This window comes from Fulvimarina uroteuthidis (assembly GCF_034321785.1).
Taxonomy (GTDB): Bacteria; Pseudomonadota; Alphaproteobacteria; order Rhizobiales; family Rhizobiaceae; genus Fulvimarina; species Fulvimarina uroteuthidis.
Map to the genome: position 1 here is coordinate 284,859 of NZ_JAXLPB010000005.1, position 24,233 is coordinate 309,091.

A 24,233-nucleotide genomic window follows, 5' to 3' on the forward strand; every position below is an offset into this window, starting at 1 on the left:
AAAACCTTCTTCTTGTCTTGACGGCCGGCGCGTCGAGCCGGACCGTGGAACCCGTTCTTGTCTGGAACTGGTGCGGGTGGAGGGACTTGAACCCCCATACCTTTCGGCGCTTGGACCTAAACCAAGTGCGTCTGCCAATTCCGCCACACCCGCGAATGAACACACCGGTCAGATCAAAGGCCAGTGTGAATTGCGGGCTTCTATATCACCGGCATATAGGCGGCGAAAGGGCAGAAACCGCCCCTTTTGCGTTTGCCGCCAGCACTTTTGCGATCATCGGCCACTCCCGGGTGCCGATGCGCCCGACCGGCGAACCGGTTCACCCGCCCGTTCCTGTTGCCCGGCGGCCACAGGGAAGCCCCGGGCAGGAGACGATCGAGGCCCGTCCCGCGCCGCTCGCCTCAACGCCGAACGGGTCCGGCATTCGTCCAGCGCCTGGGGAATGGCGGTTTCATCAACTTTCCTGACCGATGCGTTGTGCGCTGCACAAATTGCATGGCTCCTATGCGGCAGACCGGCTACCAAGGCAGGGCTCGTCCGACTACCTTCCAATCAACGAAGCGAACGGCGGAAACGTGCAGCGCTTCAAACAAACAATCCCGGCCAGATGGTCAGGTGAAGGTAAGCAACAATGGATATCGTAAAATCCTATAGGAACTGGCGGCGCTACCGCGACACAGTCAAGGAACTCGACCGTCTCTCGCAGCGTGAACTGAACGATCTCGGCATTTCTCGCTATGACATTCCGTCGATCGCGCGTCGCACAGTCGGCTAAGCACTCTATCAGTTTTTTGCTGAAACCCTTTTCCTCCCGATAGGGTTTCGCAGAAGAAGGGCCCACCACTTTCCTCCCAAAGGTGGTCCCACATATGACGTCCGCCGGGTCCTCCCCCCGGCGGACGCCAATCTTCAGAGTTTCAGAGTTTCGCTCCGGGTTCACCTCCTCCCGAGCTTCGGAGCGAATGTAAGGGGTCTACATCCTCCTCCCAACCGTAGACTCCGTCCTTACGACACCCGCCGGTCCTCCCCCGGCGGGTGTTGTTGTTTCTGGCACTGTTCTCCCAAACCCCGTCCGCGCCGCGTATCGCCCATTTCTATCTGCTCGCCGATCTCTATCTGCGATCCCTTCGCGACCGGTCTTCCCCAGCATCCCGCCACGCCCTTGATGCCGGACGCGGGTCGCTGATAAATCGCGACGTCGAAAGTTCGGGGGCGGCCGCCATGCACGAGACTGCTCATCGAGCCAAGCGCCTGCCGCGCCCGCCCCTCGTGCAGGTCCTCGGTCTTGCGTGTGCGGCCGCGGTCGGGCTCGGGATCGCGCGCTTTGCCTACGCCCTCATCCTTCCCGACATGCGTGCCGACCTCGGCTGGTCCTACTCGGCAGCCGGCTGGCTGAACACGACGAATGCTCTCGGCTATCTCGCCGGTGCACTCCTGGCGGCGCACGCCAAACGGCGCGTCGGCGCCTTCCGAACCGTTCAGATCGGCGTGTGGATGTGCATCGCCTCGCTTGCAATCTGCGTCGTCTTGCGCGATCCGATCCTTCTCAACATCGCACGGATCGTCGCCGGTGTCGGAGCCGGCCTTGCCTTCGTGTCCGGAGGCTTCCTGGCCGCCCGACTTGCCGCACGCGACGAGGGCAACGCGATCCTGCTCGGGCTCTTCTATGCCGGCCCCGGCTTCGGCATCGCCCTGTCCGGCATGTCCGTGCCCCTCGTTCTCGCAAAAGCCGGACCGGACAGTTGGCCACTCGCCTGGGGTCTTCTGGCCATCGCCTCGACGCTTCTTGCCTTCGCACTCCGCCTCGGCCGTCCCGAAACGGAGGACGAGGCCGTGTCCCGGGCCGGGTCCGGCATCGAGTTGCGGCGGATGATCCCCATCCTGATCGGCTACGCCTTCTACGGGGCCGGCTATATCGGCTACATGACGTTCGTCATCGCGTGGGTCCGCGCGAACGGGGCGGGCGTGCCGCTCCAGGCGTCGGTGTTCATCGTCATCGGGCTCGGCGCCATGGCTTCGCCCTGGCTGTGGGGCCGGTTCATGAAACGCACCCTGAATGGAACCGCCTTCGCCGTCCTGACCGCGACTCTCGCCCTCGGCTCGTCCTTCGTCGCCCTGTCGGATTCGTCCGTGCTCCTGTTCCTGTCCGCCGGGGTCGTCGGCGCGACCTTCCTTGCCGTCGTCGCGTCCACCACCGCCTTCGTACGCCGCAACTTCTCCATCGACCGCTGGACGGCCGGCATCGGGGCGATGACGATGTCATTCGGGATCGGCCAGATTCTCGGTCCCGTGGGCGTCGGACTGCTGAGCGACATGACGGGCGGGGTCGCCGCCGGCCAGTGGATTTCCACCGGGCTGCTCGTCACAGGCGCCGCCATCGGGTTCCTGCAGTCCGATCTTCTGGGGGCGCGAAAGAGCTGACGTCGCTGGCGCCTCGAAGGGCGTTCCGGAGGCCCAGATACGGCACCCCACCCGATTGCGACCTTCGCGGCCCCGGGCATCGCGCAAGCCCGGTTCGACGTCCGGTTCGCCGAAGCTTGGTGAGCCTCGATTTGACGGCCTGCCGTCCGCGCGAAGCGGGGATTTATCACCCCAGCCATCAGCCGCATCGGGACGCGGCACGAGACTGCCCCTTTAAGCCGGCCCGTCCCACTGCTAAATCGTCGACATGACCCATTCACCTATCCATATCGTCGGCGGCGGTCTCGCGGGATCCGAAGCCGCATGGCAGATCGCATCCCGCGGCATTCGCGTGATCCTGCATGAGATGCGACCCGTCCAGGGCACCGAGGCGCACAAGACGGACGGGCTTGCCGAACTCGTCTGCTCCAACTCGTTTCGCTCCGACGATGCCGAGGCGAACGCCGTCGGTGTCATTCATGCGGAGATGCGCATGGCCGGATCGCTCGTCATGCGCTGCGCCGACGCGAACCAGGTGCCCGCCGGCGGTGCCCTCGCCGTCGACCGCGAAGGGTTCTCGGCGGCGGTGACCAAAGCTCTCGAGGCGCATCCGCTCGTCACCATCGACCGTACGGAAGTCGACGGCCTGCCGCCCGAGGACTGGGGTCCGGCGATCATCGCGACCGGCCCGCTGACGGCGCCGGCGCTTGCCGAAAGCATTCGGGAGGCGACGGGCAAGGATGCCCTTGCCTTCTTCGATGCCATCGCGCCGATCGTCCATTTCGATTCGATCGATCTCAGCAAGGCCTGGTTCCAGTCGCGCTACGACAAGGTCGGACCGGGCGGCACGGGCAAGGACTATATCAACTGCCCGCTCGATCAGGCGACCTATGAGCGCTTTATCGCGGCGCTCGTCGAGGGCGACCGGGCCGAGTTCAAGTCGTGGGAGGGCACGCCCTATTTCGACGGCTGCCTGCCGATCGAGGTGATGGCGGAACGCGGTCCCGAAACCTTGCGGCACGGCCCGATGAAGCCGATGGGGCTGACCAATGCGCACGCGCCGACGATCAAGCCCTATGCCGTCGTCCAGCTTCGGCAGGACAATGCGCTCGGCACGCTGTACAACATGGTCGGCTTCCAGACGAAGCTGAAATATGGCGAACAGGCCGAGATCTTCCGGATGATTCCGGGTCTGGAAAACGCCGAGTTCGCCCGGCTCGGCGGCCTCCACCGCAACACCTATCTGGATTCCCCGCGCCTGCTCGATGGCGAACTTCGCCTTCGCAGCCTGCCGCGCCTGCGCTTCGCGGGCCAGATCACCGGATGCGAGGGATATGTCGAATCGGCCGCCATCGGGCTGATCGCGGGACGCTTCGCCGCCGCCGAGAACCGGGGCGAGCCGATCTCTTCGCCACCGGTGACCTCGGCGATCGGCGCGCTGCTGGCTCACATCACCGGCGGTCATCTCGCCCATGAGGAAGACGGTGGAAAGCGCTCCTTCCAGCCGATGAACATCAATTTCGGCCTGTTTCCGCCGCTCGAACCCGGCGCAATCCAGAAGCCGGACGGCGTCAAGCGTTTTCGAGGCAAGGACAAGACGAACGCCCGGAAGAAGCTGATGTCAGCGCGCGCCTTGCACGATTTCGGCCGGTGGCTGGAGGGCACCGAAACGGCCCTGGCCGCCGAGTGAGCGAGGCCTTGTCCGGCCGGGCGGGCCGGACGCCGGCTTGCGGCACGTGCCGCGGCGATCGCAGCTGAGAACCAGGCTTCCCGAGGCGGCGATCCGACAAGGCGCTTCTGCGAACCTCAACGCGTCCATTCGGACGAGCGGAACAGGAGATCGGCCTCAAAGCCTGCAAGCTCTCCCTCCCCCGCGACCGAGGCCTGCGTGACCAAAAGGCGGATCGACCTGCCGCCGCGGCCTTCGAGCTCCAGAGGCGCAAGGTCCGACCGTCGGCCAGATTGGGCGGAGGCTTCGCGCTCGGTTTCGGCGAGCTTGGACTCCAAAGCGAACCGGTCGGTCGTTCCGCCGATGCGGACGATCAGCTGGCCGGTCTCGCGATCGATCCGGCCGGTCGGCCGGGGGGCCGCATCGGACCCTTGTCCCGCGTCTTTAAGAGCCGGACGGTTTTGCGCCTCGTCCGATAGCGCATCAGGCGCCGTCGCGGCGCCAAACCTCACCGCGAAGGCGATCCGGTCGAACCCTTCGATATCGACCGGCTCGGTTCGCGCGAAAGCGATCGTCACGGACGATTCCTGTTGGGGCGGCGCATCGAGATCGAGAGCCACAATGACGGCACGCGCGGTCTCGCGCGGAGTGTTGCCGCGGGCGACCGCGTCGTACGCGAACAGGTTTTTCAGCCGGTCGAGCTGATCGACTTCGGCAAGCGCGTAGATCCGCGAGCGAATCTCGCCGCGCGCGCGCGCATCCAGGGCCTCGACGGCCTTTGCGTCGAGTTCGCCCGTGAACACGCGCGCGATCCGATCGGCCTGGCTGCGCCCGACCGCATCGGCGACCCCCTGCGGCCCGAACGCCGACAACAGGACCATGGCGACCGGAATGCCGGCCAGCCAGCGAATGTCGAACTGTCTACGCCGCAGGAGCGCAAGCACCGTAAGGATCGCCGCGCCAAGGCCTTCGAGCGCTAGATAGTAGCGGGCGATGGTGACGCCCTCCGCCTCGATCCGCGTCCAGACGGCGTATGCCAGGAGGCCGAGCGGAAGAATGAGGAGCCATGGCCATATGCGGCAGAAAAGTCGAAGCGCCACACCGCCGATCTTCTGGATCGGTTCGGCCGCAATGCGCAGGAGAACGACAAGCAGCGAGAAGGTCGAGACGATCCAGCCGATCTCGCCCTTCGGAACGACGCTCGTCGCCAGAATCTTCGCCCCGTAAAGATACAGCACCAGCCCGGCAACCAGTGCCAGGGGTGCCGTGACCCAGCCGGCCAGCAGCGCGATGCCGCGAACGAAATGCTCGTCCTCGCCGATGTCCACCGTCTCGTCGAACTGTGAAGGCACCCGTCCCAGCGCGAACAGCGGGCCGACGAGGGTGAGCGCCGTTACGACGATATGCCGGTTGACCGAAGTGGGAGGATTCAGGTCGAACAGAAAGGCGATCATTTCGATGATCGCGACGACGCCGAGGACGAAGACCAGAACCGCGGCGAAGGCCAGCATGGTGCCGATCACCAGAAACACGGTGAAGGTCCAGAAGGACATGCCGTCGCCGCGTCCGAGATAGGGTGCGAGCGGGATCGCGAGCGTGAGGCCCACAATCAAAGCGGGCGGGTAGACGCCCCAGTCGAGCCCGAACCAGACGGCCGATCCGAACAGGAACGCCGCCAGAAGCTGGGCCCCATACCGGATCGCGGCTTCCATTCCACGCGCTTCCAGAAACAGCGCGGCGGCGACCGCCGCGGCGGCGCCTGCGAACAGGGCGGCTTCAAGACGCAGGAGATCTTCGAGGGCGAAGCCGGAAACCTCCTCAATGGCCAGATTGGCGACGAACGAGGCGATGAGGACGAGAAGAATGACGACCGGAAACCGCGCGAGCGCGTTCCCCGTCCGCATGATCGCGGACCGGGTGAACCGGGCCAGACGCGAGCGCGAACCGGACGTTCCTTCGGCCTGCTTCGCCTTCATCTCGCTCATCACGGATCCTCCGAACGGCAAACCACAAACGGTCTCATAAGCGCAGGATAAGCGCGAATTGCGACCCTCTCGGGAACAGGGTCGCCGATGACCCACGCCTTTCGCGCGTCGGGCCGCGTGATGGTGGCATCAGGCGCGCATCATGCGCCAGTAGCGCCAGCTTTTCCGGATCGGGCCCGGCTCGACCAGCGTCTCCTCGAGCGAAAGATCCGACTTTAGTGCCGCGGCGAACGTGGCATCCGACAGGGATGGCGGAAGAAACGCCGCGCGCACGCTTCGGGGAACCGCGCCAAACCGCCGACGCCACTTCGCGTCATGGTCACGCCCGTAGGCGCAAAAGGCTGCGACCGCGCGCTTAGTCGCATCCCGCTCCCCTTTCACGAGATCGTCGGCTGAACATCCGACCGCGGCCAGGATATCGAGCGGGATCAGACACTGTCCGCGCCTGCGGCTTGCGGCAAGCGTCTTCAGTGCCATCCGGCAGGTCTCGGCGACACCCGCATGGCCCGCGGCATCGCTGATTGCGCCCGCGTCCGATTTCGAAAGAACCATCGCGGCGAGCATGATCAGAGTCGATCGCGTCTCGCCGGCATAGGCTTCGAAGTCGGCGGTGGTGGAGAACGGGTCGTCGTAAAGATCGAAGACCCGCGCGTCCAGAAAGCGCTCGAATACCGAGCGTGGCAGATCGTGCCGATCGATCACGGCCAGAAGCTCGTCGGCGATCGGATGTCCGGACCCGGCTCTTTCGCCGGACCCGATCAGGTCCCGCCACCATTGCAGGCGAATCTCGCCCGGAAGCGGCTGGCTGACGAGATCCCGGATCCGCGCGGTTTCGAGATCGAACGCGTAGAGAGCTGCCAGCGCTTCGCGTTTGTCGGGCGTGACGAACTCCAGCGCCAGCGCCCTGTCGCGATCCTCGCGCTCGATCAGCGCGAGGCTTTCGGGCGCTTTCACGGCGGCGATCCTCGAGGGTGCGTCAGCCACCGATCCGGCCTATTCGACAGCGATGAGAGCTGCGGCGACGGGCCGGTTTTCCGCCAGCATCACATTGTATGTGCGGACCGCGGCACCCGTCGACATCGGATCGCAGGACAGGCCGCGTTTCCTGAACCGGTCCTTCAGCGCCGGTGGCAGGAACTGGATCTGCGGTCCGGTTCCGAACAGCAGGAACTTGTAGGTTTCGGCTTCCCGGAACACCATCTCGAGTCGCTCGCCCGTAAACGGCGTCTCTGCCGTCCCGCTCCACCCGTAGATGCCGGATGGCAGGCAGAGGATCGAGCCCCGATGCGACATCTCGGCGAACCGAAACCCGCCATTGCCGTAGGCCTCGATCGGCGCGCGGCCCGGGAAATGCGCCTCGCGGATTTCGATCCCCTTCGCCAAACCGTCAGGCCCTGTTCGCGCCGGAGGCCTCGATGCTGTCGTCTTCCTTCTTGTGCGCCTCGAAGTCCGCGGCGCGCAGATTGAAGAAGAACAGGATCGGAGCCGCGACGAAGATCGAGGAGAAGGTTCCGATGGCGACGCCGAAGATCATTGGCGCGACGAAATTCTGGATCACCTCGCCGCCGAAGACATAAAGGGCGGACAGCGCTAGGAGCGTCGTCAGCGACGTCGTCAGCGTGCGCGTCAGCATCTCGTTGTCGGACAGGTCGAGCAGGCTGCCCAGTTCCCGCGTCTTGTACTTGCGCAGGTTTTCCCGGACGCGGTCATAGATGACGACAGTGTCGTTCAGCGAATAGCCGACGATCGTCAGGATTGCCGCCACCGTGGCCAGATTGAACTCGATCTGGGTCAGCACCATGAACCCCATGGTCAGGAAGACGTCGTTGACCGTTGCGACGATCGCCCCGACCGCGAACTGCCACTCGAACCGGATCCAGATGTAGATCAGAATACCGATGAGGGATGCGAGCACGCCGAAGATCGCGGCCCAGGCAAGCTCGCCAGACACGGTCGGACCAACCACCTCGGTCCGCCGGATCTCGTAGTCGGCTTCGAGCGAGGCCTGCGCGGAATCGATCGTCTGTTGCTGCGCCCCGTCCGGCGCATCCGGTGCGTTGCCGATGCGGATCAACGCTTCCTGGGGCGATCCGAACGACTGGACCTGGACGTCGGGAATTCCCGCTTCCTCGAGGGAGGTCCGGATCGCGCCGATGTCGGCATTGCCTTCCTTCGACTGAACCTCGATCACCGATCCCCCGGTGAAATCGATGCCGAAGCTCAGGCCCACCGAAGGAAGCGCGACGATGGATGCGGCAACCAGCGCCATGGAAACGTAGAAGGCCTTGAGACGCACCTTCATGAACGGAATGTTGGTGACTTCGGGTGCCAGCCTGAGGAAGCCCGTCGGCAACTCCTTCGGGCGCCGATGCTTGACCCAGTAGGCGGTGAGCCAGCGGGTCAGGGTGTAGGCGCTGAAGATGGTCGTCAGGATACCGAGCGCGAGGGTCACGGCAAAGCCGCGCACGGGCCCGGTGCCGAGCCAGAACAGGATGCCGGCGGCGATCAGCGTCGTGATGTTGGCGTCGAGAATGGTCGCCAACGCCTTCTGGAAGCCGATATCGATCGATTGCACGACGGAGCGTCCGAGGCGTCGCTCCTCGCGGATGCGCTCGTAGATCAGCACGTTGGAATCGACCGCCATGCCGATCGTCAGGACGATGCCGGCGATGCCGGGCAATGTCAGCGTCGCCCCGATGACGGTCAGGAGCGCGAACAGGATCACGACGTTGATGATCAGCGCGACATTGGCGATGACGCCGAGGAAGCCGTAGGCGGCAACCATGAAGAGAATGACGAACACCGCACCGATGACACCGGCGATCTCGCCCGCGGCGATGGAATCGGCACCGAGACCCGGTCCGACCGTGCGCTCCTCGAGAATGTTCAGATTGGCCGGCAAGGCGCCGGCCCGCAGCAGGACGGCGAGATCGTTGGCGGACTGGACCGTGAAGCTGCCGCTGATCTGCGCCTGGCCGCCGCGAATCGCTTCGCGGATGTTCGGGGCGGACAGCACCTGCTCATCGAGCACCATCGCGAAAGGCCTGCCGACATTCGCCTCGGTGACACGCGCGAACTGGGTGGCGCCGCGATTGTCGAACCGGATGTTGACCACCGGCTCGTTGGTCTGCTGGTCGAAGCCGGGCTGGGCGTCGACAAGGTTCTCGCCGGAGACCATCACCTGACGCTGGATCAGGTAGGGAACCGGCGGTTGGTCCGTCGAATAGAGCAGTTCGGATCCGGCGGGCGGGCGCGCCCCGCCATCGGCGACCGCTTCGGGAGAGGCCGACAGATCGACCATCCTGAAATTGAGCTGCGCCGTCTGGTTGAGAAGGTTCTTCAGGCGATCGGGATCGCCGAGGCCCGGTACCTGGACGATGATCCGGTCCATTCCCTGCCGCTGGATCACCGGCTCTGTCGTGCCGAGTTCGTCGACGCGTCGCCGCACGACCTCGATCGACTGCTCGACGGCGCTCGACATCCGATAGTCGATACCCTCGGACGTCAACGACAGTTCGATGAGGCCGGCCTGCGGTTCCGTCACGGCGACTTCACTGATCGTACCGCCGGACAGGAGGCCCGAGGAGATCGGGTCGGTCAGGTCGGACAGCGCCTCTTCCGCAGCCTCGGCCTGTGACGGATCGCGCAGGCGGATCGTCACGGACCGGTCGCCCGCGGAAATCGACGAATAGCCGATCCGTGCCGAACGCAGCGCCGAACGCGCCGAATCGCTCAAGGACTGGACGCGCTTGGCGACCAGATCCTCCTGATCGACCTGAAGCAGGATGTAGGAACCACCCTGGAGATCGAGGCCGAGGGTGACCTGCTGGCTCGGAAGAAATTCCGGCAGACTATCGAGCGTCGAGCGCGGAATCGCGTTGGGCAGCGCGTAGGCAAAGCCGAGTACGACCACGAGCCAAATCAGGATCGTCTTCCAGCGCGAAAAATGTAGCATTCAATGATCCGGTCGGTGGTTCGTGACGGACAGGGCACCGCCCGCCCGTCGGCTTCGAAACTGTCTGCCACCCTATTGTGGCGAAAGCGGCGAGCCTTGAAAGCCGGGCCGCTTCAAAGGTCGGACAGGATTATTTCTCGTTGGCCGCCATCGGCTCGCCCTTGACGCGCACGTCGCTGATCATCGCACGCACCATCCGAACCCTGGTCTGCTCGGAGATCTGGACCTCCAGTTCGCCATTGTCGAGAACCTTGGTCACTTTGCCGAGTATACCGCCGCCGGTCACGACCTGATCGCCCCGCCGGATGTTCTCCAGCATCTGGGTCCGCTTCTTCATCTGGCTGCGCTGCGGGCGGATGATAAGGAAATACATGATGGCAAACACCGCCACGAAGGGCAGGATGCTGAGAAGCAGTTCGCTTCCCCCGCCCGCCGGAGCAGCTGTTTGGGCGAAGGCTTGCGTGACGAACATGGAGATGACCTTTCATGCGAAAAGCGCGGCGGGAGATCCGATCCGCGCTCTGAAATAGTTGCGCCGAATATACGTTCGCACTTGCCGAATGCAACAGAAACGCAAGAAAACAAGGCAACGCGTCCTCATGAAAGATCCGACATGCCGCAAACCGAACGCCCCGACCTCGGGCACGTCCTCGATCGAATCGCCGGTGCGCTCGAACGCATCGCGCCGAAAGCGTTCGCCAACGCCGATCTCGATCCTGCCGACTGCTTCGTTTTCGAGCCGCCGCTGACCTTGAAACCGGTGTTTCAGGTGAACCGCGTGGCGATCGAGCTTCTCCAGGGGGTCGATCGCTCGCGGGACATGCTTCTGGACAATACCCGGCGGTTCGCCGATGGCCTGCCGGCCAACAATGCTCTCTTGTGGGGCGCTCGCGGCATGGGAAAATCCTCGCTCGTCAAGGCGGCCCACGCCAGCGTCAACGCCGAACGGGGGGGGCATGACGCACCCCTGAAGCTGGTGGAGATCGCCCGCGAGGACATCGATCATCTGCCCGAACTCATGACCCTCCTGAAGACGGCCCCGTTCCAGATCCTGTTGTTTTGCGACGATCTCTCGTTCGATACGGGTGATTCGAGCTACAAGTCCCTGAAGGCGGTCCTGGAAGGCGGGGTCGAGGGGCGTCCGAAGAACGTGCTCTTCTACGCCACGTCCAACCGGCGGCATCTCCTGCCCCGCGACATGATCGAGAACGAGAGTTCGACCGCCATCAATCCGGGCGAGGCCGTCGAGGAGAAGGTGTCGCTGTCGGATCGTTTCGGATTGTGGATCGGCTTCCACAAGTGCAGCCAGGACGATTATCTCGCCATGGTGGAGGGCTATGCCGCCAATTACCGCCTTGCCGTCGAACCCGATCGCCTGCGAAGCGAGGCTCTGGAATGGCAGGTGACGCGCGGCAGTCGCTCGGGCCGCGTCGCGTTCCAGTTCATCCAGGATCTGGCCGGACGCCTCGGCCAGCGGATCGACTGAGCGCCGGGCCTTTTTGAACGCAGCGAGAACACTCGCTCGCCTCCGGACAAACGAACGGGCCGATCGATCTTCATCGAACGGCCCGTCGCATGGATGATCTTACTGCAGATAGCTCGACGGATCGATCGGCGAGGAGTTCTTGCGGACCTCGAAGTGCAGCTGCGGCACGTCCGTATCGCCGCTCATGCCGGAGCTTGCGATCTCCTGTCCGCGCTTCACGGTGTCGCCGCGCTTGACCTTCAGCGCGTCGGCATGGCCGTAGACGGTAACGAGACCATCGTCATGCTTGACGAGGACGGTGTTGCCGAACTCCTTCAGGCCGTCGCCGGCATAGATGACGACGCCGTTCTCGGCCGCCTTCACGGGCGTGCCGCGCGGCACGGAGATGTTCAGGCCGTCATTGCGCTTGGAGCCGACCTTTTCGCCGAAGCGCTGCAGCACCCTGCCCTGCACCGGCCAGCGATAGCTGCTGATCCCGCTCGATTCCGGCGCGGTTTCGCTGCTCGGGCCCGACTTGGCGGCGACGGTGGATTTTGGCTCGGCCGTCGCCACCCGGGTTTCCGTCGCGGCCGCAGGTTGGGCGGCGGCCGGAGCCGGCTTCGACTCGGCGCTCGCCACGGACGTCGCAGCCGCCGGAGCGGTCGGCGCGGCGCTGGCCGTCGTCGTCGCAGGCGAGGTGGTCGGCTTCACATAGGGCTTGGGCGCGGAATCGACGGCTGCGACCTGCTGGCTGGCGGCGTTCGGGCGCGAGGTGGGAACGACGAGCTTCTGGCCGAGACGGACCGTATCGCCGCTCATGCCGTTCGCCTGGCGGATCGCGTCGGCCGAAACGCCCGAGCGTCTTGCGATGGCCGACAGCGTATCGCCGCTGGCCACGGTGACGGTGGTGTTCGCGCCGGCCGCCGGCTGCGGTGCGGCATTGGAGATCGCCTGAGCCTGTGCGCCAAGTGTCGTGGGCTGCGCGCCCGGACCCGAGCTCTGTGCGACCGGCGACGACGCGGACCCGTTCGCAGCGAAGACGGTGGAAGGCTGGGCCGGCTGATAGTTCGGCGCCGGCGGTGGCGGCAACTGGCCGCGCTGGACGTCCGCGGCCGGCGCGGACGGAACATATTGCGGCTGCTGGGCGGCCATCGCCTGCCCGCTGGCCGGATAGCCGGCGGATCCCTGTGCGGACGCGATCGATCCGGTCATCGTGCCGTCGAGATTGGTGCCGTAGCCCTGGTTTACGGCCGCGATCTGCTGACTGGCCGGTTGCGGCAGGGCGCCGGTATAAAAACCGTCGTCGAGCCGGATGGCATCGCCGGAGCAACCGGACGTGACACCGGCTGCGAGAAGGAGAGCGGTCGTCAGAACGCCGCGGGCCTTGAGGGTATTGAGAACTCGGTAACGCATCGCTGTCCCTTAAACGACAGGAAATTTGAGACCATTAGAACGCGTTAATCTTACTTTGCTGTTAAGAGTGATGGCTGAATGTCGTTTTCCGCCTCGGATTCGTCGCACTTTTTCGCCGATCCCTCGACCGTCACAGCGCCTTCGCGATGCCCGCACCGATCCGCTGATAGCGAACGCTCCACAGGTCCCGACGCTCGAACCGCGCGCCGACCTTCTGGAGGCGCACGAGGGTCTGGGCTTCGCCCTCGCCACCGACTGCGCAGACCAGAAGCGATTGTTGCGCCATCTGATCGAGGAAGATGCGCGGCGGCGCAGGGAAGGCGGAATGGATGACGACACGATCGTACGGCGCGCCATCTGGATAACCTTCCGATCCATCCGACAGAAACAACGAGACATTGGTGACTTCGGCGCGCTGGAGCGCGACCTCCGCCTTGGCAAGGAGCCGGCGGAAGCGATCGAGCGAGGTGACGTGCAAGGCCATCCTTGCCAGAAGCGCCGTCACGTAGCCGCTGCCCGTTCCGATTTCCAGGACCCGGTGCTCCGGCTTCAGTTCGAGCGCATCGACGAGGCGGATGGCGGTGGCCGCATCCGGCATGACCTCGCCGCAATCGATCGGGATCGCGCCATATCCGTAGGGCCGCGCGCCCGTCACGGGAATAAACGTTCCGCGCGGGATCGTAGCCGCCGCTTTCAGCACGATGTCGGACAGTGCGGGATAGCCGGCTTTCAGTTCGGAAAAAAACCGGTCCTGATCGCTCGCCGGGTCGCTCATGCGCCGAAGTGGTCCTCCAGGTCGCCCAGCATACGTTCGGCCGTAAGGTCCAGGCAGACGGGGGTGACGGAGATGTAGCCCGCCTGGAGCGCCGCGAGGTCGGACCGGTCGACCGTCGGGCCGGTCTGTCGACCGAAGCGCAGCCAGTAGTAGGAATGGCCGCGGCCATCCTCGCGTTCGTCGAAGCTCAGCGCGTAGTCGAGCTTGCCCTGACGGGTCACGCGCGTGCCCTCGACCGCATCCGGTTCGCGGACCGGAAAATTGACATTGATGATGTGGCCGCCCGGCAGATCGTAGTGCATGAGCCTTTCGATCACGGCGGGCGCATGGCGTTCGGCGGTCGCCCACGGGTTTTCGAGCGGTCGCTGGCGATCGAACGCCTGGCTGAGCGCAATCGACTTGATCCCGAGCATCGCCCCTTCCATCGCACCGGCGACCGTCCCGGAATAGGTCAGGTCGTCGGCGACGTTCTGTCCGATATTGATTCCCGACAGGACGAGGTCCGGCGGGGCGTCCATCAGCTTGCGGGTCGCCATGATCACGCAGTCCGTCGGCGTGCCGCTCAACGCGAATCGCTTCGCGCCGATCTGGCGCAGACGCAGCGGCGTCGACAGGGTGATCGAATGGGCAAGGCCGCTCTGGTCGGTTTCGGGTGCGACCGTCCAGACATCGTCGGAGATCTCCGCCGCGATCCGCTCGAGCGCTTCGAGACCGTCCGAATGAATGCCGTCATCGTTGGTGATCAGGATGCGGGTCACGCCGCACCCCCGATCGTCTCGACGCCGCCCATATAGGGGCGCAGAACCTCGGGCACGGTGATCGAGCCGTCTTCGTTCTGGTAGTTTTCCATGACGGCGATCAAAGCGCGCCCGACCGCCACCCCCGAACCGTTGAGCGTGTGGACGAAACGCGGCTGCTTGTCGCCCTCGCCCTTGTAGCGCGCGTTCATGCGGCGCGCCTGGAAGTCGCCGCAGACCGAACAGGACGAGATCTCACGGAAACTGTCCTGCCCGGGAAGCCAGACCTCGATGTCGTAAGTCTTGCGGGCGGCAAAGCCCATGTCGCCGGTCGACAGGAGAACCACGCGGTAGTGGAGGCCGAGACGTTTGAGGACCTCCTCGGCGCACCCCGTCATGCGCTCCAGCTCGTCCTGCGAGGACTGGTCGTCGGTGACCGAGACCATCTCGACCTTGTTGAACTGATGCTGGCGCAGCATGCCGCGCGTATCGCGGCCCGCCGAACCGGCTTCCGAGCGGAAGCAGGGCGTCAGGGCGGAAAACCGCTTGGGAAGCGCATCGGCAGGCATCGTGCTTTCGCGCACGAGGTTCGTCAGCGGCACTTCCGCGGTCGGGATCAGCCAGTATTCCTCTTCGGTCGGCGCATCCTCGAACGCATTCGCCACAAGGTCGCGAACCTCGATCTCCCCCGATTTGAGGCGCTCGAGATCGGCCTGACGCGTGTGCTTCGAGAGCACGTCGTCGGTCTGCTCGGCGCGGCCCTTCATCGAGGCGCCGATGAACAGATCGTCGCCGAACTTCGGCAGTTGGGAGGTTCCGTACATCGCATCGTTGCGCACCAGCACCGGGGGCTGGACTTCCTCGTAGCCATGCTCGTCGGTGTGGAGGTTCAGCATGAACTGGCCGAGCGCGCGTTCGAGCCGCGCAAGTCCGCCCTTGAGAACGTTGAAGCGCGAGCCGGAAATCTTCGCCGCCTGGTCGAAATCCATGAGGCCGAGGGCCTCGCCGAGCTCGTAATGCTCTTTCGGCGTGAACGCGAAATCCGGTTTGTCGCCGATACGGCGAACCTCGACATTGGCGGCCTCGTCGGCGCCGACGGGCACGTCGTCCAAGGGCACGTTGGGCAGACCGTCGAGCAATTTCTTCAGCTTCGCGTCGAGATCGCGCTCTTCGGCTTCGCCGGCCTGTATGTCGGACTTGATCGTCGCGACCTCGTCGATCAGCGTCTGCGCCGTCGCCTCGTCGCCCGACCCCTTGGCCTTGCCGATGGCCTTGGACGCATCGTTGCGCCGGCTCTGAAGGTCCTGCAATCGCTTCACATGGGCACGCCGCGCTTCGTCGAGTTCGATCAGCAGCTTCGAGACCGGTGAAGCGCCTCTCGTGGCCAGAGCCTGATCCAATGTCTCGGGATTATCGCGTATCCACTTGATATCGATCATAATGTCTCATTTCCGTAATATGCATTCCGGACCATCGGCAATAACGCCCTTGCGGACGGGCTCTCACCCGCCGCGCCGACCCGATTCAGTCCGCCTTCGCCTCGGCCGCGCCGAGATCGCGTGCGCGCTTCTTCTCGATGTATCGCGCCGCGAGAATGGAAAATTCGTAGAGAAGGATCGTCGGCACGGCAAGGCCGATCTGGGACAGCGGATCGGGCGGGGTGAGGACCGCCGCGACGATGAACGCGATCACGATCGCATATTTGCGCTTGTTCACGAGGCCCTCGGCTGAGGTGATGCCCGCGCGCACCAGAAGCGTCGCGACCACCGGCAACTGGAACACCATTCCGAACGCGAAGATCAGCGTCATCGTCAACGACAGATATTCCGAGACGCTCGGCAGAAGCTCGATGATCGCCTGATCGCCGGCGCCCGTCTGCTGCATCGACAGGAAGAACCACATCACCATCGGCATGAAGAAGAAATAGACCAGCGAGGCGCCCAGCAGGAACAGGATGGGCGTCGCGACGAGGAAGGGCAGGAACGCGCCGCGCTCGTTCTTGTAGAGACCCGGGGCGACGAACTTGTAAATCTGGCCGGAAATGATCGGAAACGAGAGGAAGAGGCCGCCAAAAGCGGCGATCTTCACCTGCGTGAAGAAGAATTCCTGCGGCGCCGTATAGATGAAGCGGGCCTGCTCGCTCATCATGCCGGCCCACTGGAACGCAGTCTGATAGGGGACGACGAGAAGATTGAAGAGCTCCTTGGCGAAGAAGAAGCAGATGATGAACGCCAGGAAGAAGCCGAGGATCGATCGGATGAGACGCTGCCGCAACTCGATCAGGTGATCGATGAGCGGTGCGGAGGATGCTTCGATATCGTCGTTCGAAGCGCTCATGAGTTGCGTTCCATCGGTTTCGTGTCGGGTTGACCGCCGGGTGCGTCAGACCGACCGGTCGCCGGCACCGGCGTTTCGGAAGAACCTGCCCGCTTGTCCAGCGGCTCCATCTCGACAGGAGACGTCTTGAGCGGCGGTGCGGTTGTGGGTTCGGACTTTGCCGGTTCGATGTGATCGGCGGGCATTTTCGTGGCCGCCCTGACGGAGGAGCGGATATCGTCGCCGATCTCGTGCATCGGCTTCATCGCTTCGCGCATCTGCCTGCGGGGATCGAGACTTCGGACCTCGTCCACAGACTTGCGGACCTCGTCGAGTTCGGCTTCCTTCAGGGCTTCGTCGAACTGCTTGCGAAAGTCGCCGGCCATCGAGCGGAACTGCTTCATCGTGCGCCCGAAGGCGCGCAGCATTCCAGGCAGGTCCTTCGGCCCCACGACGACGATCAGAACGACCGCCACGACGAGCATTTCCGTCCAGCCGATATCGAGAAACATCGTCAGCCCTTGGCACAATTCGGGAGGCAGACCAATTCCGCCCCCTCACACACTCGGCCCTGAATGTCCGGAACCGGTCGACCGGATCAGACCGGGGTCTTGTCGGTCTTCGTCTCGTGCTGAACCGGCTGGCCGGACTGATCGTCGAGACCGCGACGTTCCGTCGTCTGCACGCCCTCGTCGTCGTTCATGCCCTTCTTGAAGTTCTTGATGCCCTTCGCGACATCGCCCATCAGCTCGGGAATCTTGCCGCGACCGAAGAGCAGAAGAACGACCGCCAGAACGATCAGCCAATGCCAGATGCTAAAGCTACCCATGAAACTCTCCGTGCGCCCAAGCCAAATGACTCGGCAATCAGATCCTGAGGCCCCTACCTAGCGACCGCCGACGTCTTTTTCAAATATGATTACGTCCTGCGCATCGATCGACACGACGACGTCGCGGCAGTCGTCGGGAACGACCCCGGCCCGCATGCGCGATCGCAGCGGTTCGTCGATGCCTTCCACCACCACCGTGAAGAGTTCGACGCCGCCGAGAAACCGACGCGATACGATCCGGCCGAGGACCCCCGCCTCGCTCTCGCCGAGCCGCAGGCCCATGAGGCGCAGCGCCACCGTCAGCTTCGTTCCGTCGCACAGCGCCGTCTCTCCCACCGGGCCCAGCGCCGTGATCACGCGCCCGCCGCTCGCTTCGGCCGGGATGACGTTCAGCTCCGAAAAGAACCCGGCGGTGAAGAGATCGACGGGGTTGCGGTAAAGCTCGGCTCCCGTCCCGGTCTGGACGAGACGGCCGCCGCGAAGCAGCGCGATCTTGTCGCCCATCCGCATCGCCTCCTCGGCGTCGTGGGTCACCACGATCGCGGTCGCCCGGGTCTCGCGCAGGATCTGCAGCGTGTCCGTGCGGATGACGTCCTTGAGGCGGCTGTCGAGGCCGGAGAACGGCTCGTCCATCAGGAGCACCGAAGGGCGTGGCGCAAGGGCGCGCGCAAGGGCGACGCGCTGCTGCTCGCCACCGGACAGCATGTGCGGATACTGATCGCCGCGGTTCGACAGGCCCACCCGTTCGAGTGCGGAACCGGCCGCGCGCCTGGCCGCGGCCTGCGACAGGCCCGAGAGGCCGAACGCCACGTTCTTCAACAGCGTCATATGGGGGAACAGCGCGTAATCCTGGAACATCAGGCCGACACCGCGCAGCTCCGGCGGCACGAACACGCCCGGCCCGGCCATTTCACGCCCGTTCAGGAGGAGCCGGCCCTCGCTCTGGCGCTCGATGCCCGCGGCGATCCGCAGCAACGTCGTCTTGCCCGATCCGGACGGGCCGAGAAGACACAGGATGCCGCCGGCCTCCGCCACGAGATCGATCCCGCACAGGATCTCCTTCGAACCGAAATGGTGACAGACATTCTCGAAGGTCAGATTGGCGGCAAAGCTCACCCCCGCGCTCGTGCGGGCGGCCGTTGCCGGCTGGGTCAGCTTTTTTGCGCGCGACAACACGAGGGTTCGTCAAACTTCCGGATCTGAGGACATTTTGGCCCCGACGCTGCGGCGAAGGCTTTCGCTCGCTGGAATAAGCCCTCGACCGCGGACCCGCAAGGACGGATCCGTCGTTCGTTGCCGGAAAATCGTCAGGCCGTCACCGCCATCAGGCGATCGTACTCGTCCGAGAGCTCGGCGATGTCCTCGTCCTCGGAAACCTTCGTCAGGCACGCTTCCGCTCGGGCGGCCCGGCGCCCGGACGCGCCCTCAAGGATCGGTACGCCCTTGGCCAGGACGCGCATCTCGTCCATGTCGCCATTGCAATGAAGCACGACATCGCACCCGGCTTCGATCGCCGCTTCGGCGCGCGCGTCGTAAGCTCCGGTCAGGGCCTTCATCGAAATATCGTCGGTCATGAGAAGCCCGTCGAAACCGATCTCGCCGCGAATGACTTCCTCGATCACGATCGGCGACAATGTCGCGCAGCGTTTGTCGTCGATGTCGGTGAAGAGAATGTGCGCGCTCATCGCGCACGGAAGATCGTTCAGCTCGGCAAAGGGCAGGAAGTCGCGCGCGGCCAGTTCGCTGCGCTTCGCGGTCACGACCGGCAGTTCCTTGTGGCTGTCGGCGCGGCCGCGGCCATGTCCCGGAATGTGCTTCATCACCGGCAGGACGCCGCCGGCCATGCAGCCCTGCGCCATCGCGCGGCCGAGCCGGGCGACGTCGGCTGGCACGTCGCTCAAGGCCCGGTCGCCGATGATGTCGTGGGCCCCCTCCACCGGCACGTCGAGGCACGGAATGCAGTCGGCATTGATGCCGTAGCGCATCAGATCGCCGGCGAGCAGGCGGCCGTGGAGAAACGCCAGCCTGAGCCCCGTCTCGCGATCTTCGCGGTAAAGATCGCCGAGTGCGCGGGCGGCGGGTCGCATGGGGGCGAAGGGTGGCTTCAGGCGCTGGATCCGCCCGCCCTCCTGATCGATGAAGATCGGCGTCGTCTCGCGCCCGCCCAGCTCCTTCAGCATTTCGACCAGTTCGCCGAGCTGGGACGGGCTGTCGATGTTGCGCGCGAACAGGATGAAGCCCCACGGGCGTTCACCCTCGAAGAAATGGCGCTCGTCTCGGCTCGGCTCGAATCCGAGCGGCGCGGCGATCCAGGCTTTGGCGTCGCTCATGGCGGACTCCGTATGCGCTCCACCGCGCGTCGGCGGAGAACGGTCTGATGATGATGGATCGGAAACGAACCTGTAGCCGGCGGTCGCGAGACCGCCGAATCCCACCGCGATCAGCGCGCGACGAAGCAGCTTCCGCCGGCTGATTTCAGCTGTTCGCACAGGCCTATGGCCTCCTGCCTGGACGATGCCGCAAGGCGAACGCGATGATAGGTTCCCTTGCCTGGAATGTCGGCCGTCTGGATCAGCATCTGCCGGCCCGAGACAAGGTTCGCATAGCGGGTGCTGATCGTGTTCGCGGAACTGCGCGCGGCATCGGCGGTCGGCTGCGACGACATCTGGACATACCATGCGTCGCCGGACGGCGCCACGGCGACTTCCGTCGGCGCGGCGGCAACCGGCGCATCCGCAGCGCCCGCGGGCACGGCGACAGCCGCAACCGGGGCGGCCGGCCCGCTCCCATCATTCGAGCGAGCGGCCCCGGGTGCCGGAGCCGTCTCGAGGGCCGCGACCTGGCGGTTCGGCATCGACGGCTTCATCGCCGGAACCGGCACGTTCGGCGCAGGTTCGCCGACAGGCATCGCGGCATCCGCTGCGTTGGTGGGGACATTCGTTGCGTCCGCGGCGGGATCGAGCGATGCGGTCGCCAGATCGTCCGTCGCAGCTGCCATGGCTTCGATGGCGCTGAGACTGGCGGCGCCTTCGAGCGTGGCTTCGGCGGCGTCCGGCGCCATCGTTGACATCACGCCGCCAAGGCTCGCCCGCGGGTCGACCGGCTTCGAGGCGGCGGCGATGAGGGCGGCGGTCGGCTCGATCGACTCAGTCTGGCTGCCGGAAACGATCGTGCCATCGGGCAGGACGGTGACGGTCTTGACGCGGCGCGGCTGAAGCGTGGGCTCCGCCGATTCGGGCCTCGCATCGCTCATGGCGACGGCGAAGGCGGAGGCGTCCACCCCCGGAAGACCTTCATATTGCTGCGGCGCTTCCTGCTGGAGATCGATCGGCTTTTCGGCAGCCGAAACGAGGGCATCCTGCTGGGTCGCAGCGAAGCCGCTCCCATTTGCGACCTTTTCATAGGTCGCGCTTTCCTGGTTGGCGACCTGCTTGCCGCCGGGATTGGGCGGCACGATCTTCACCGGCTCGGCATCGGCCTTGACGATGAGGGGCGCCGACGCGTCCGACGCACCATTCCCGCCGCCGAGAACCAGCATGCTGGTCCCGCCGAGCAGCGCCAGGACGACGACGCTCGCGGCGATCTTCCGACCGGAAGCCCCGAGCCCGAAGCGCGCGCCCGCGCGCCTCTCGTCCTCGGCAACGCGGCTGTCGTCGCTCGCAAAGGTCGAGAGAATGCGCGGCAACGGCTCGTTGTCGGCGCCATTCGGAGCGGCCACGTTGAAGCGCGCATGCTCGCCCGACTGCACGCCCTTGATCAATGCTGCCGATGTCGGCTCGATGCCGCGGGTCGCGGCTTTGTCGAGGTTGAGGGTCGCCATCTCGCTGGCGAGGAGCGAATCGAAATCGTCGAAGACCTTCGCCGTCATCGGGGTCTCGGCCTGGCGCTCGGGCGCGAAGGCCTCCGCCTTGCCGACCTTGCCGGCGAGCGGATCGGCCGGGGCAGAAAGGCCTTCCAGCGCCATCGCGAACTCCGCGTCGAAGCTCTCGCTGCCCATGGCATCGCGATCGCTGGAGCTCACCTCGCTATCGACCGAGAGCGTGTTCATCAGGGGCTCGGCCGGCTTTTCGATCGCCGGCGCCCGAGCCGCGCGCGGCGCCGGCTGCGCGCCGAGCATCGCCGACCCGAACACGGGTCGCGCCGATCTCGCGGCGACCTGTTCGGTCGCAACGGGCCTGCTCGCGGGAGGGGTCGCCATCGGCGCGGTCGCAGCCGGCTTTACGGAAGGGGCCGTGGCCGGCTCGACGGCGATCGGCGCGTCAACGCGCCCATCGGCGGTGAACGCCGCGAATTCGGCATCGAGTTCGCCGGCCAGCAACAGATCGATGTCGAATTCGTCGCCGTCGTCAAAAGTCTCGGCAACCGGGACGTTCGGGGCAACCGGAGGCGACACCGGCGCATTGCGGGCCTGGGCGAAAATGTCCTGAGCGCCGCCCTTTGCGGCGGACCTGTCCGGCAGTGCCCGTTCGGGGGACGCGTCGTTGGCGCCGGCCCGATCGCCGGCAATGGATGTCAGGGCCCCGATCGCCGCGGCCTCGCTCGTGTCGGACATCCTCGAAGGGGACGCGACATCGGGACGAAGGCCCGGCTCGACCCGGCTTGGTGCCGGTGCGGGTTCGATGGCCTTGCGCGCAGGAGCGGGAGTGGCGCGGCTCCGTTCCGGCGGAGCGGGTCGAACGGCCTCGACCGGCGCGGGCGCGATCGTCTTCGCGGGAGCTTTCGGTGGAATGGCGGGCATCGATGGCGACCAGGGTTCGTCGATCAGCCGGGCCAGGTCGGCAAACGGGTCGTCGTCGAAGGCGCCAAGACCCTCGGACGGTCCCCGCTCGATACCTGATCTGTCGCTCATCGCTCGTCCCCTCGATCCCCCGCGCGCCCCTCAACGCGTATCAATCCAAGCGCTAGAAGACGAAATTGACCAAAGCGTGATCGATTATCGCATTTCTTCAGGGGCCTCCGCGCCGATGATCGTCAGGCCGGAGCGAATGATCGTCGCCACGGCATCGACCAGGGCCAGACGCGCAAGAGTGGACTGTGGGGCGTCAGCGTTAACAAAACGTAACTGGGGCAAGTCCTTACCGCGATTGTACTGGCCATGGAACGACGATGCGAGGTCGTAGAGATAGAAGGCCAGACGGTGCGGTTCACGGGCGAAGGCGGCCGATTGGACGACCCTTGGAAACTCGCTCAGCTTCCGGATCAGGCCGGTCTCGCCCTCATCGTCCAACAGGTTCAGGTCAGCTTCGGTGGGCTCGCCGATCGCAACGGCGAATCCGTTCTCGCGTGCCTGCCGAAAGATCGAGTGCGCCCGCGCATGCGCATACTGGACGTAGAAGACCGGATTGTCCTTCGACTGTTCGGTGACCTTCTTGAAGTCGAAGTCGAGCGGCGCATCGCTCTTGCGGTAGAGCATCATGAAGCGCACCGGATCGCGCCCGACCTCCTCGACGACTTCGGCCAGCGAGACGAAGTCGCCGGTCCGTTTCGACATCTTCACCGGCTCTCCCTCGCGGTAGAGCTTGACGAGCTGGCACAGGATCACGCTTGCCTGCGCCTCGCCGCCCGAAATCGCCCGGGCGACGGCTTCGAGCCGCTTCACATAGCCCGAATGATCGGCACCGAGGACGAAGATCATCTCGGAAAACCCGCGCTCGAACTTGTCCTTGAAGTAGGCGACGTCGGCGGCGAAATAGGTGAAGAGACCGTTCGACTTCACGAGCGGGCGGTCCTGATCGTCCCCGACGGCGGTGGAGCGCAGCAGGGTCTGCTCGCGATCTTCCCAATCGTCCTGGGGCTTGCCCTTCGGCGGCGGCAAGGCACCCTTGTAGACGAAGCCCTTCGTCTCGAGATCGGAGATCGCCATGGCGATCTTGCCGCCGTCGGCATCGTGCAGCGTGCGCTCGGAGAAGAACACCTCGTGCTCGATGCCGAGCGTCCTCAGGTCGGCGCGGATCATGTCCATCATCGCGGCGATGGCGCGGTCGCGCACCAGCGGCTCCCACTCGTCCTGCGGCAGGTCCAGGAGCCCATCGCCGAATTCGTCGCGCAGCGACCGACCGAGCGGAATGAGATAATCCCCCGGATAGAGCCCGGCCGGCATCTCGCCGATATCCTGGCCGAGCGCCTCGCGGTAGCGCAGGAAGGCCGACCGCGCGAGAACGCCGATCTGCTCGCCGGCATCGTTGACGTAATATTCCTTCGTCACCTCGTGACCGGAAAACGTCAGAAGACGGGCGATCGCGTCGCCGACGACGGCCCCGCGGCAATGGCCGACATGCATCGGTCCCGTCGGGTTGGCCGAGACATATTCGACATTGATCTTCCGGCCCGTCGGCTCGCCGCGCCCGTAATCCATCCGCTTGGTCAGCAGCTCGCCGAGATGGCGCGGCCAGAAGGCGCGCGCGAGGCGGATATTGATGAAACCGGGCCCGGCGATCTCGACCGTCTCGATATCGGCGTCGGCCCGCAGCGCTTCGGCGATCGTCTCGGCGAGATCCCGGGGCTTCAGGCCCATCGGCTTGGCGAGAACCATCGCGGCATTGGTGGCGAGATCGCCATGCGCAGGGTCGCGCGGCGGCTCTGCCGTCACGCGTTCGAGATCGGGAACGGCGTGCCCCCCGGCGCTCAGAACGGCTGCGACGGCGGTTCTCACCCGCGCTTCGAAATCGGCGAAAATGTTCATCATGGCT

General features: G+C 65.2%; 19 protein-coding genes, 1 tRNA gene and 2 pseudogenes. 4 read left to right on the forward strand and 18 right to left on the reverse strand.

Annotated features, from left to right (window positions below; genetic code table 11):
- Positions 1 to 68: 68 nt before the first annotated feature.
- Positions 69 to 153, reverse strand: a tRNA-Leu gene (locus tag U0C82_RS15640).
- Positions 154 to 631: 478 nt separating this feature from the next.
- Here U0C82_RS15640 and U0C82_RS15645 point away from each other — a divergent pair.
- The 3 genes from U0C82_RS15645 to trmFO all read left to right on the forward strand — a co-directional run bounded on the left by U0C82_RS15645 (position 632) and on the right by trmFO (position 4,090).
- Positions 632 to 775: a DUF1127 domain-containing protein gene (locus tag U0C82_RS15645; RefSeq protein ID WP_322188297.1), complete on the forward strand. Its 144-nt coding sequence runs from the start codon at positions 632 to 634 to the stop codon at positions 773 to 775.
- A 446-nt stretch (positions 776 to 1,221) separates the two neighbouring features.
- A complete protein-coding gene (locus tag U0C82_RS15650) occupies positions 1,222 to 2,421 on the forward strand; it encodes a YbfB/YjiJ family MFS transporter (RefSeq protein WP_322188299.1) in 1,200 nt (399 codons plus the stop codon).
- Positions 2,422 to 2,668: 247 nt separating this feature from the next.
- A complete protein-coding gene (gene trmFO, locus U0C82_RS15655; RefSeq protein WP_322188301.1) occupies positions 2,669 to 4,090 on the forward strand; it encodes a methylenetetrahydrofolate--tRNA-(uracil(54)-C(5))-methyltransferase (FADH(2)-oxidizing) TrmFO in 1,422 nt (473 codons plus the stop codon).
- 116 nt (positions 4,091 to 4,206) lie between these two features.
- Here trmFO and U0C82_RS15660 read toward each other — a convergent pair whose 3' ends face one another.
- The 5 genes from U0C82_RS15660 to yajC all read right to left on the reverse strand — a co-directional run bounded on the left by U0C82_RS15660 (position 4,207) and on the right by yajC (position 10,481).
- Complete coding sequence (locus tag U0C82_RS15660) at positions 4,207 to 5,934, reverse strand: DUF4153 domain-containing protein (RefSeq protein WP_416186701.1); 1,728 nt, start codon at positions 5,932 to 5,934, stop codon at positions 4,207 to 4,209.
- Between the two features lie 249 nt (positions 5,935 to 6,183).
- Positions 6,184 to 7,038 carry a phytoene/squalene synthase family protein gene (locus U0C82_RS15665; protein ID WP_322188305.1) on the reverse strand — a complete coding sequence of 285 codons (855 nt, stop codon included), beginning with the start codon at positions 7,036 to 7,038 and terminating at the stop codon, positions 6,184 to 6,186.
- A 9-nt stretch (positions 7,039 to 7,047) separates the two neighbouring features.
- Positions 7,048 to 7,437: an Mth938-like domain-containing protein gene (locus tag U0C82_RS15670; RefSeq protein WP_322188307.1), complete on the reverse strand. Its 390-nt coding sequence runs from the start codon at positions 7,435 to 7,437 to the stop codon at positions 7,048 to 7,050.
- Between the two features lie 4 nt (positions 7,438 to 7,441).
- Positions 7,442 to 10,009 (reverse strand): protein translocase subunit SecDF, encoded by a 2,568-nt coding sequence (secDF, locus tag U0C82_RS15675; protein WP_322188308.1) that lies wholly within the window; start codon positions 10,007 to 10,009, stop codon positions 7,442 to 7,444.
- 130 nt (positions 10,010 to 10,139) lie between these two features.
- Complete coding sequence (gene yajC, locus U0C82_RS15680; RefSeq protein WP_322188311.1) at positions 10,140 to 10,481, reverse strand: preprotein translocase subunit YajC; 342 nt, start codon at positions 10,479 to 10,481, stop codon at positions 10,140 to 10,142.
- 141 nt (positions 10,482 to 10,622) lie between these two features.
- Here yajC and U0C82_RS15685 point away from each other — a divergent pair, with 141 nt between their 5' ends.
- Positions 10,623 to 11,495 carry an ATP-binding protein gene (locus U0C82_RS15685; RefSeq protein WP_322188313.1) on the forward strand — a complete coding sequence of 291 codons (873 nt, stop codon included), beginning with the start codon at positions 10,623 to 10,625 and terminating at the stop codon, positions 11,493 to 11,495.
- A gap of 99 nt (positions 11,496 to 11,594) precedes the next feature.
- Here U0C82_RS15685 and U0C82_RS15690 read toward each other — a convergent pair whose 3' ends face one another.
- The 12 genes and pseudogenes from U0C82_RS15690 to argS form a co-directional block, all read right to left on the reverse strand.
- Entirely contained in the window at positions 11,595 to 12,887 is a 1,293-nt protein-coding gene (locus U0C82_RS15690) for a peptidoglycan DD-metalloendopeptidase family protein (protein WP_322188315.1), read from the reverse strand.
- A 130-nt stretch (positions 12,888 to 13,017) separates the two neighbouring features.
- Entirely contained in the window at positions 13,018 to 13,662 is a 645-nt protein-coding gene (locus tag U0C82_RS15695; protein ID WP_322188317.1) for a protein-L-isoaspartate O-methyltransferase family protein, read from the reverse strand.
- Positions 13,659 to 14,420: a 5'/3'-nucleotidase SurE gene (surE, locus tag U0C82_RS15700; protein ID WP_322188319.1), complete on the reverse strand. Its 762-nt coding sequence runs from the start codon at positions 14,418 to 14,420 to the stop codon at positions 13,659 to 13,661. The genes U0C82_RS15695 and surE overlap by 4 nt, the downstream gene beginning before the upstream one ends.
- A pseudogene (gene serS, locus U0C82_RS19050) lies at positions 14,417 to 15,040 on the reverse strand (serine--tRNA ligase); the annotation flags it as partial. The gene surE and the pseudogene serS, both read right to left, overlap by 4 nt.
- A 138-nt stretch (positions 15,041 to 15,178) precedes the next feature.
- Positions 15,179 to 15,838, reverse strand: a pseudogene (locus U0C82_RS19055) (serine--tRNA ligase); the annotation flags it as partial.
- An 85-nt stretch (positions 15,839 to 15,923) separates the two neighbouring features.
- Positions 15,924 to 16,736 carry a twin-arginine translocase subunit TatC gene (tatC, locus tag U0C82_RS15710; protein WP_322188323.1) on the reverse strand — a complete coding sequence of 271 codons (813 nt, stop codon included), beginning with the start codon at positions 16,734 to 16,736 and terminating at the stop codon, positions 15,924 to 15,926.
- Positions 16,733 to 17,227 carry a Sec-independent protein translocase protein TatB gene (tatB, locus tag U0C82_RS15715; protein WP_322188325.1) on the reverse strand — a complete coding sequence of 165 codons (495 nt, stop codon included), beginning with the start codon at positions 17,225 to 17,227 and terminating at the stop codon, positions 16,733 to 16,735. Before tatB ends, tatC begins: the two co-directional genes overlap by 4 nt.
- 86 nt (positions 17,228 to 17,313) lie before the next feature.
- A complete protein-coding gene (locus U0C82_RS15720; protein WP_322188327.1) occupies positions 17,314 to 17,544 on the reverse strand; it encodes a twin-arginine translocase TatA/TatE family subunit in 231 nt (76 codons plus the stop codon).
- A gap of 57 nt (positions 17,545 to 17,601) precedes the next feature.
- Positions 17,602 to 18,717: an ABC transporter ATP-binding protein gene (locus U0C82_RS15725; protein WP_322188329.1), complete on the reverse strand. Its 1,116-nt coding sequence runs from the start codon at positions 18,715 to 18,717 to the stop codon at positions 17,602 to 17,604.
- A 134-nt stretch (positions 18,718 to 18,851) separates the two neighbouring features.
- A complete protein-coding gene (gene nagZ / locus U0C82_RS15730; RefSeq protein ID WP_322188331.1) occupies positions 18,852 to 19,874 on the reverse strand; it encodes a beta-N-acetylhexosaminidase in 1,023 nt (340 codons plus the stop codon).
- A gap of 110 nt (positions 19,875 to 19,984) precedes the next feature.
- Positions 19,985 to 22,393: an SPOR domain-containing protein gene (locus U0C82_RS15735; RefSeq protein ID WP_322188333.1), complete on the reverse strand. Its 2,409-nt coding sequence runs from the start codon at positions 22,391 to 22,393 to the stop codon at positions 19,985 to 19,987.
- 84 nt (positions 22,394 to 22,477) lie between these two features.
- Positions 22,478 to 24,226 carry an arginine--tRNA ligase gene (argS, locus tag U0C82_RS15740; protein WP_322188507.1) on the reverse strand — a complete coding sequence of 583 codons (1,749 nt, stop codon included), beginning with the start codon at positions 24,224 to 24,226 and terminating at the stop codon, positions 22,478 to 22,480.
- Positions 24,227 to 24,233 lie beyond the last annotated feature (7 nt).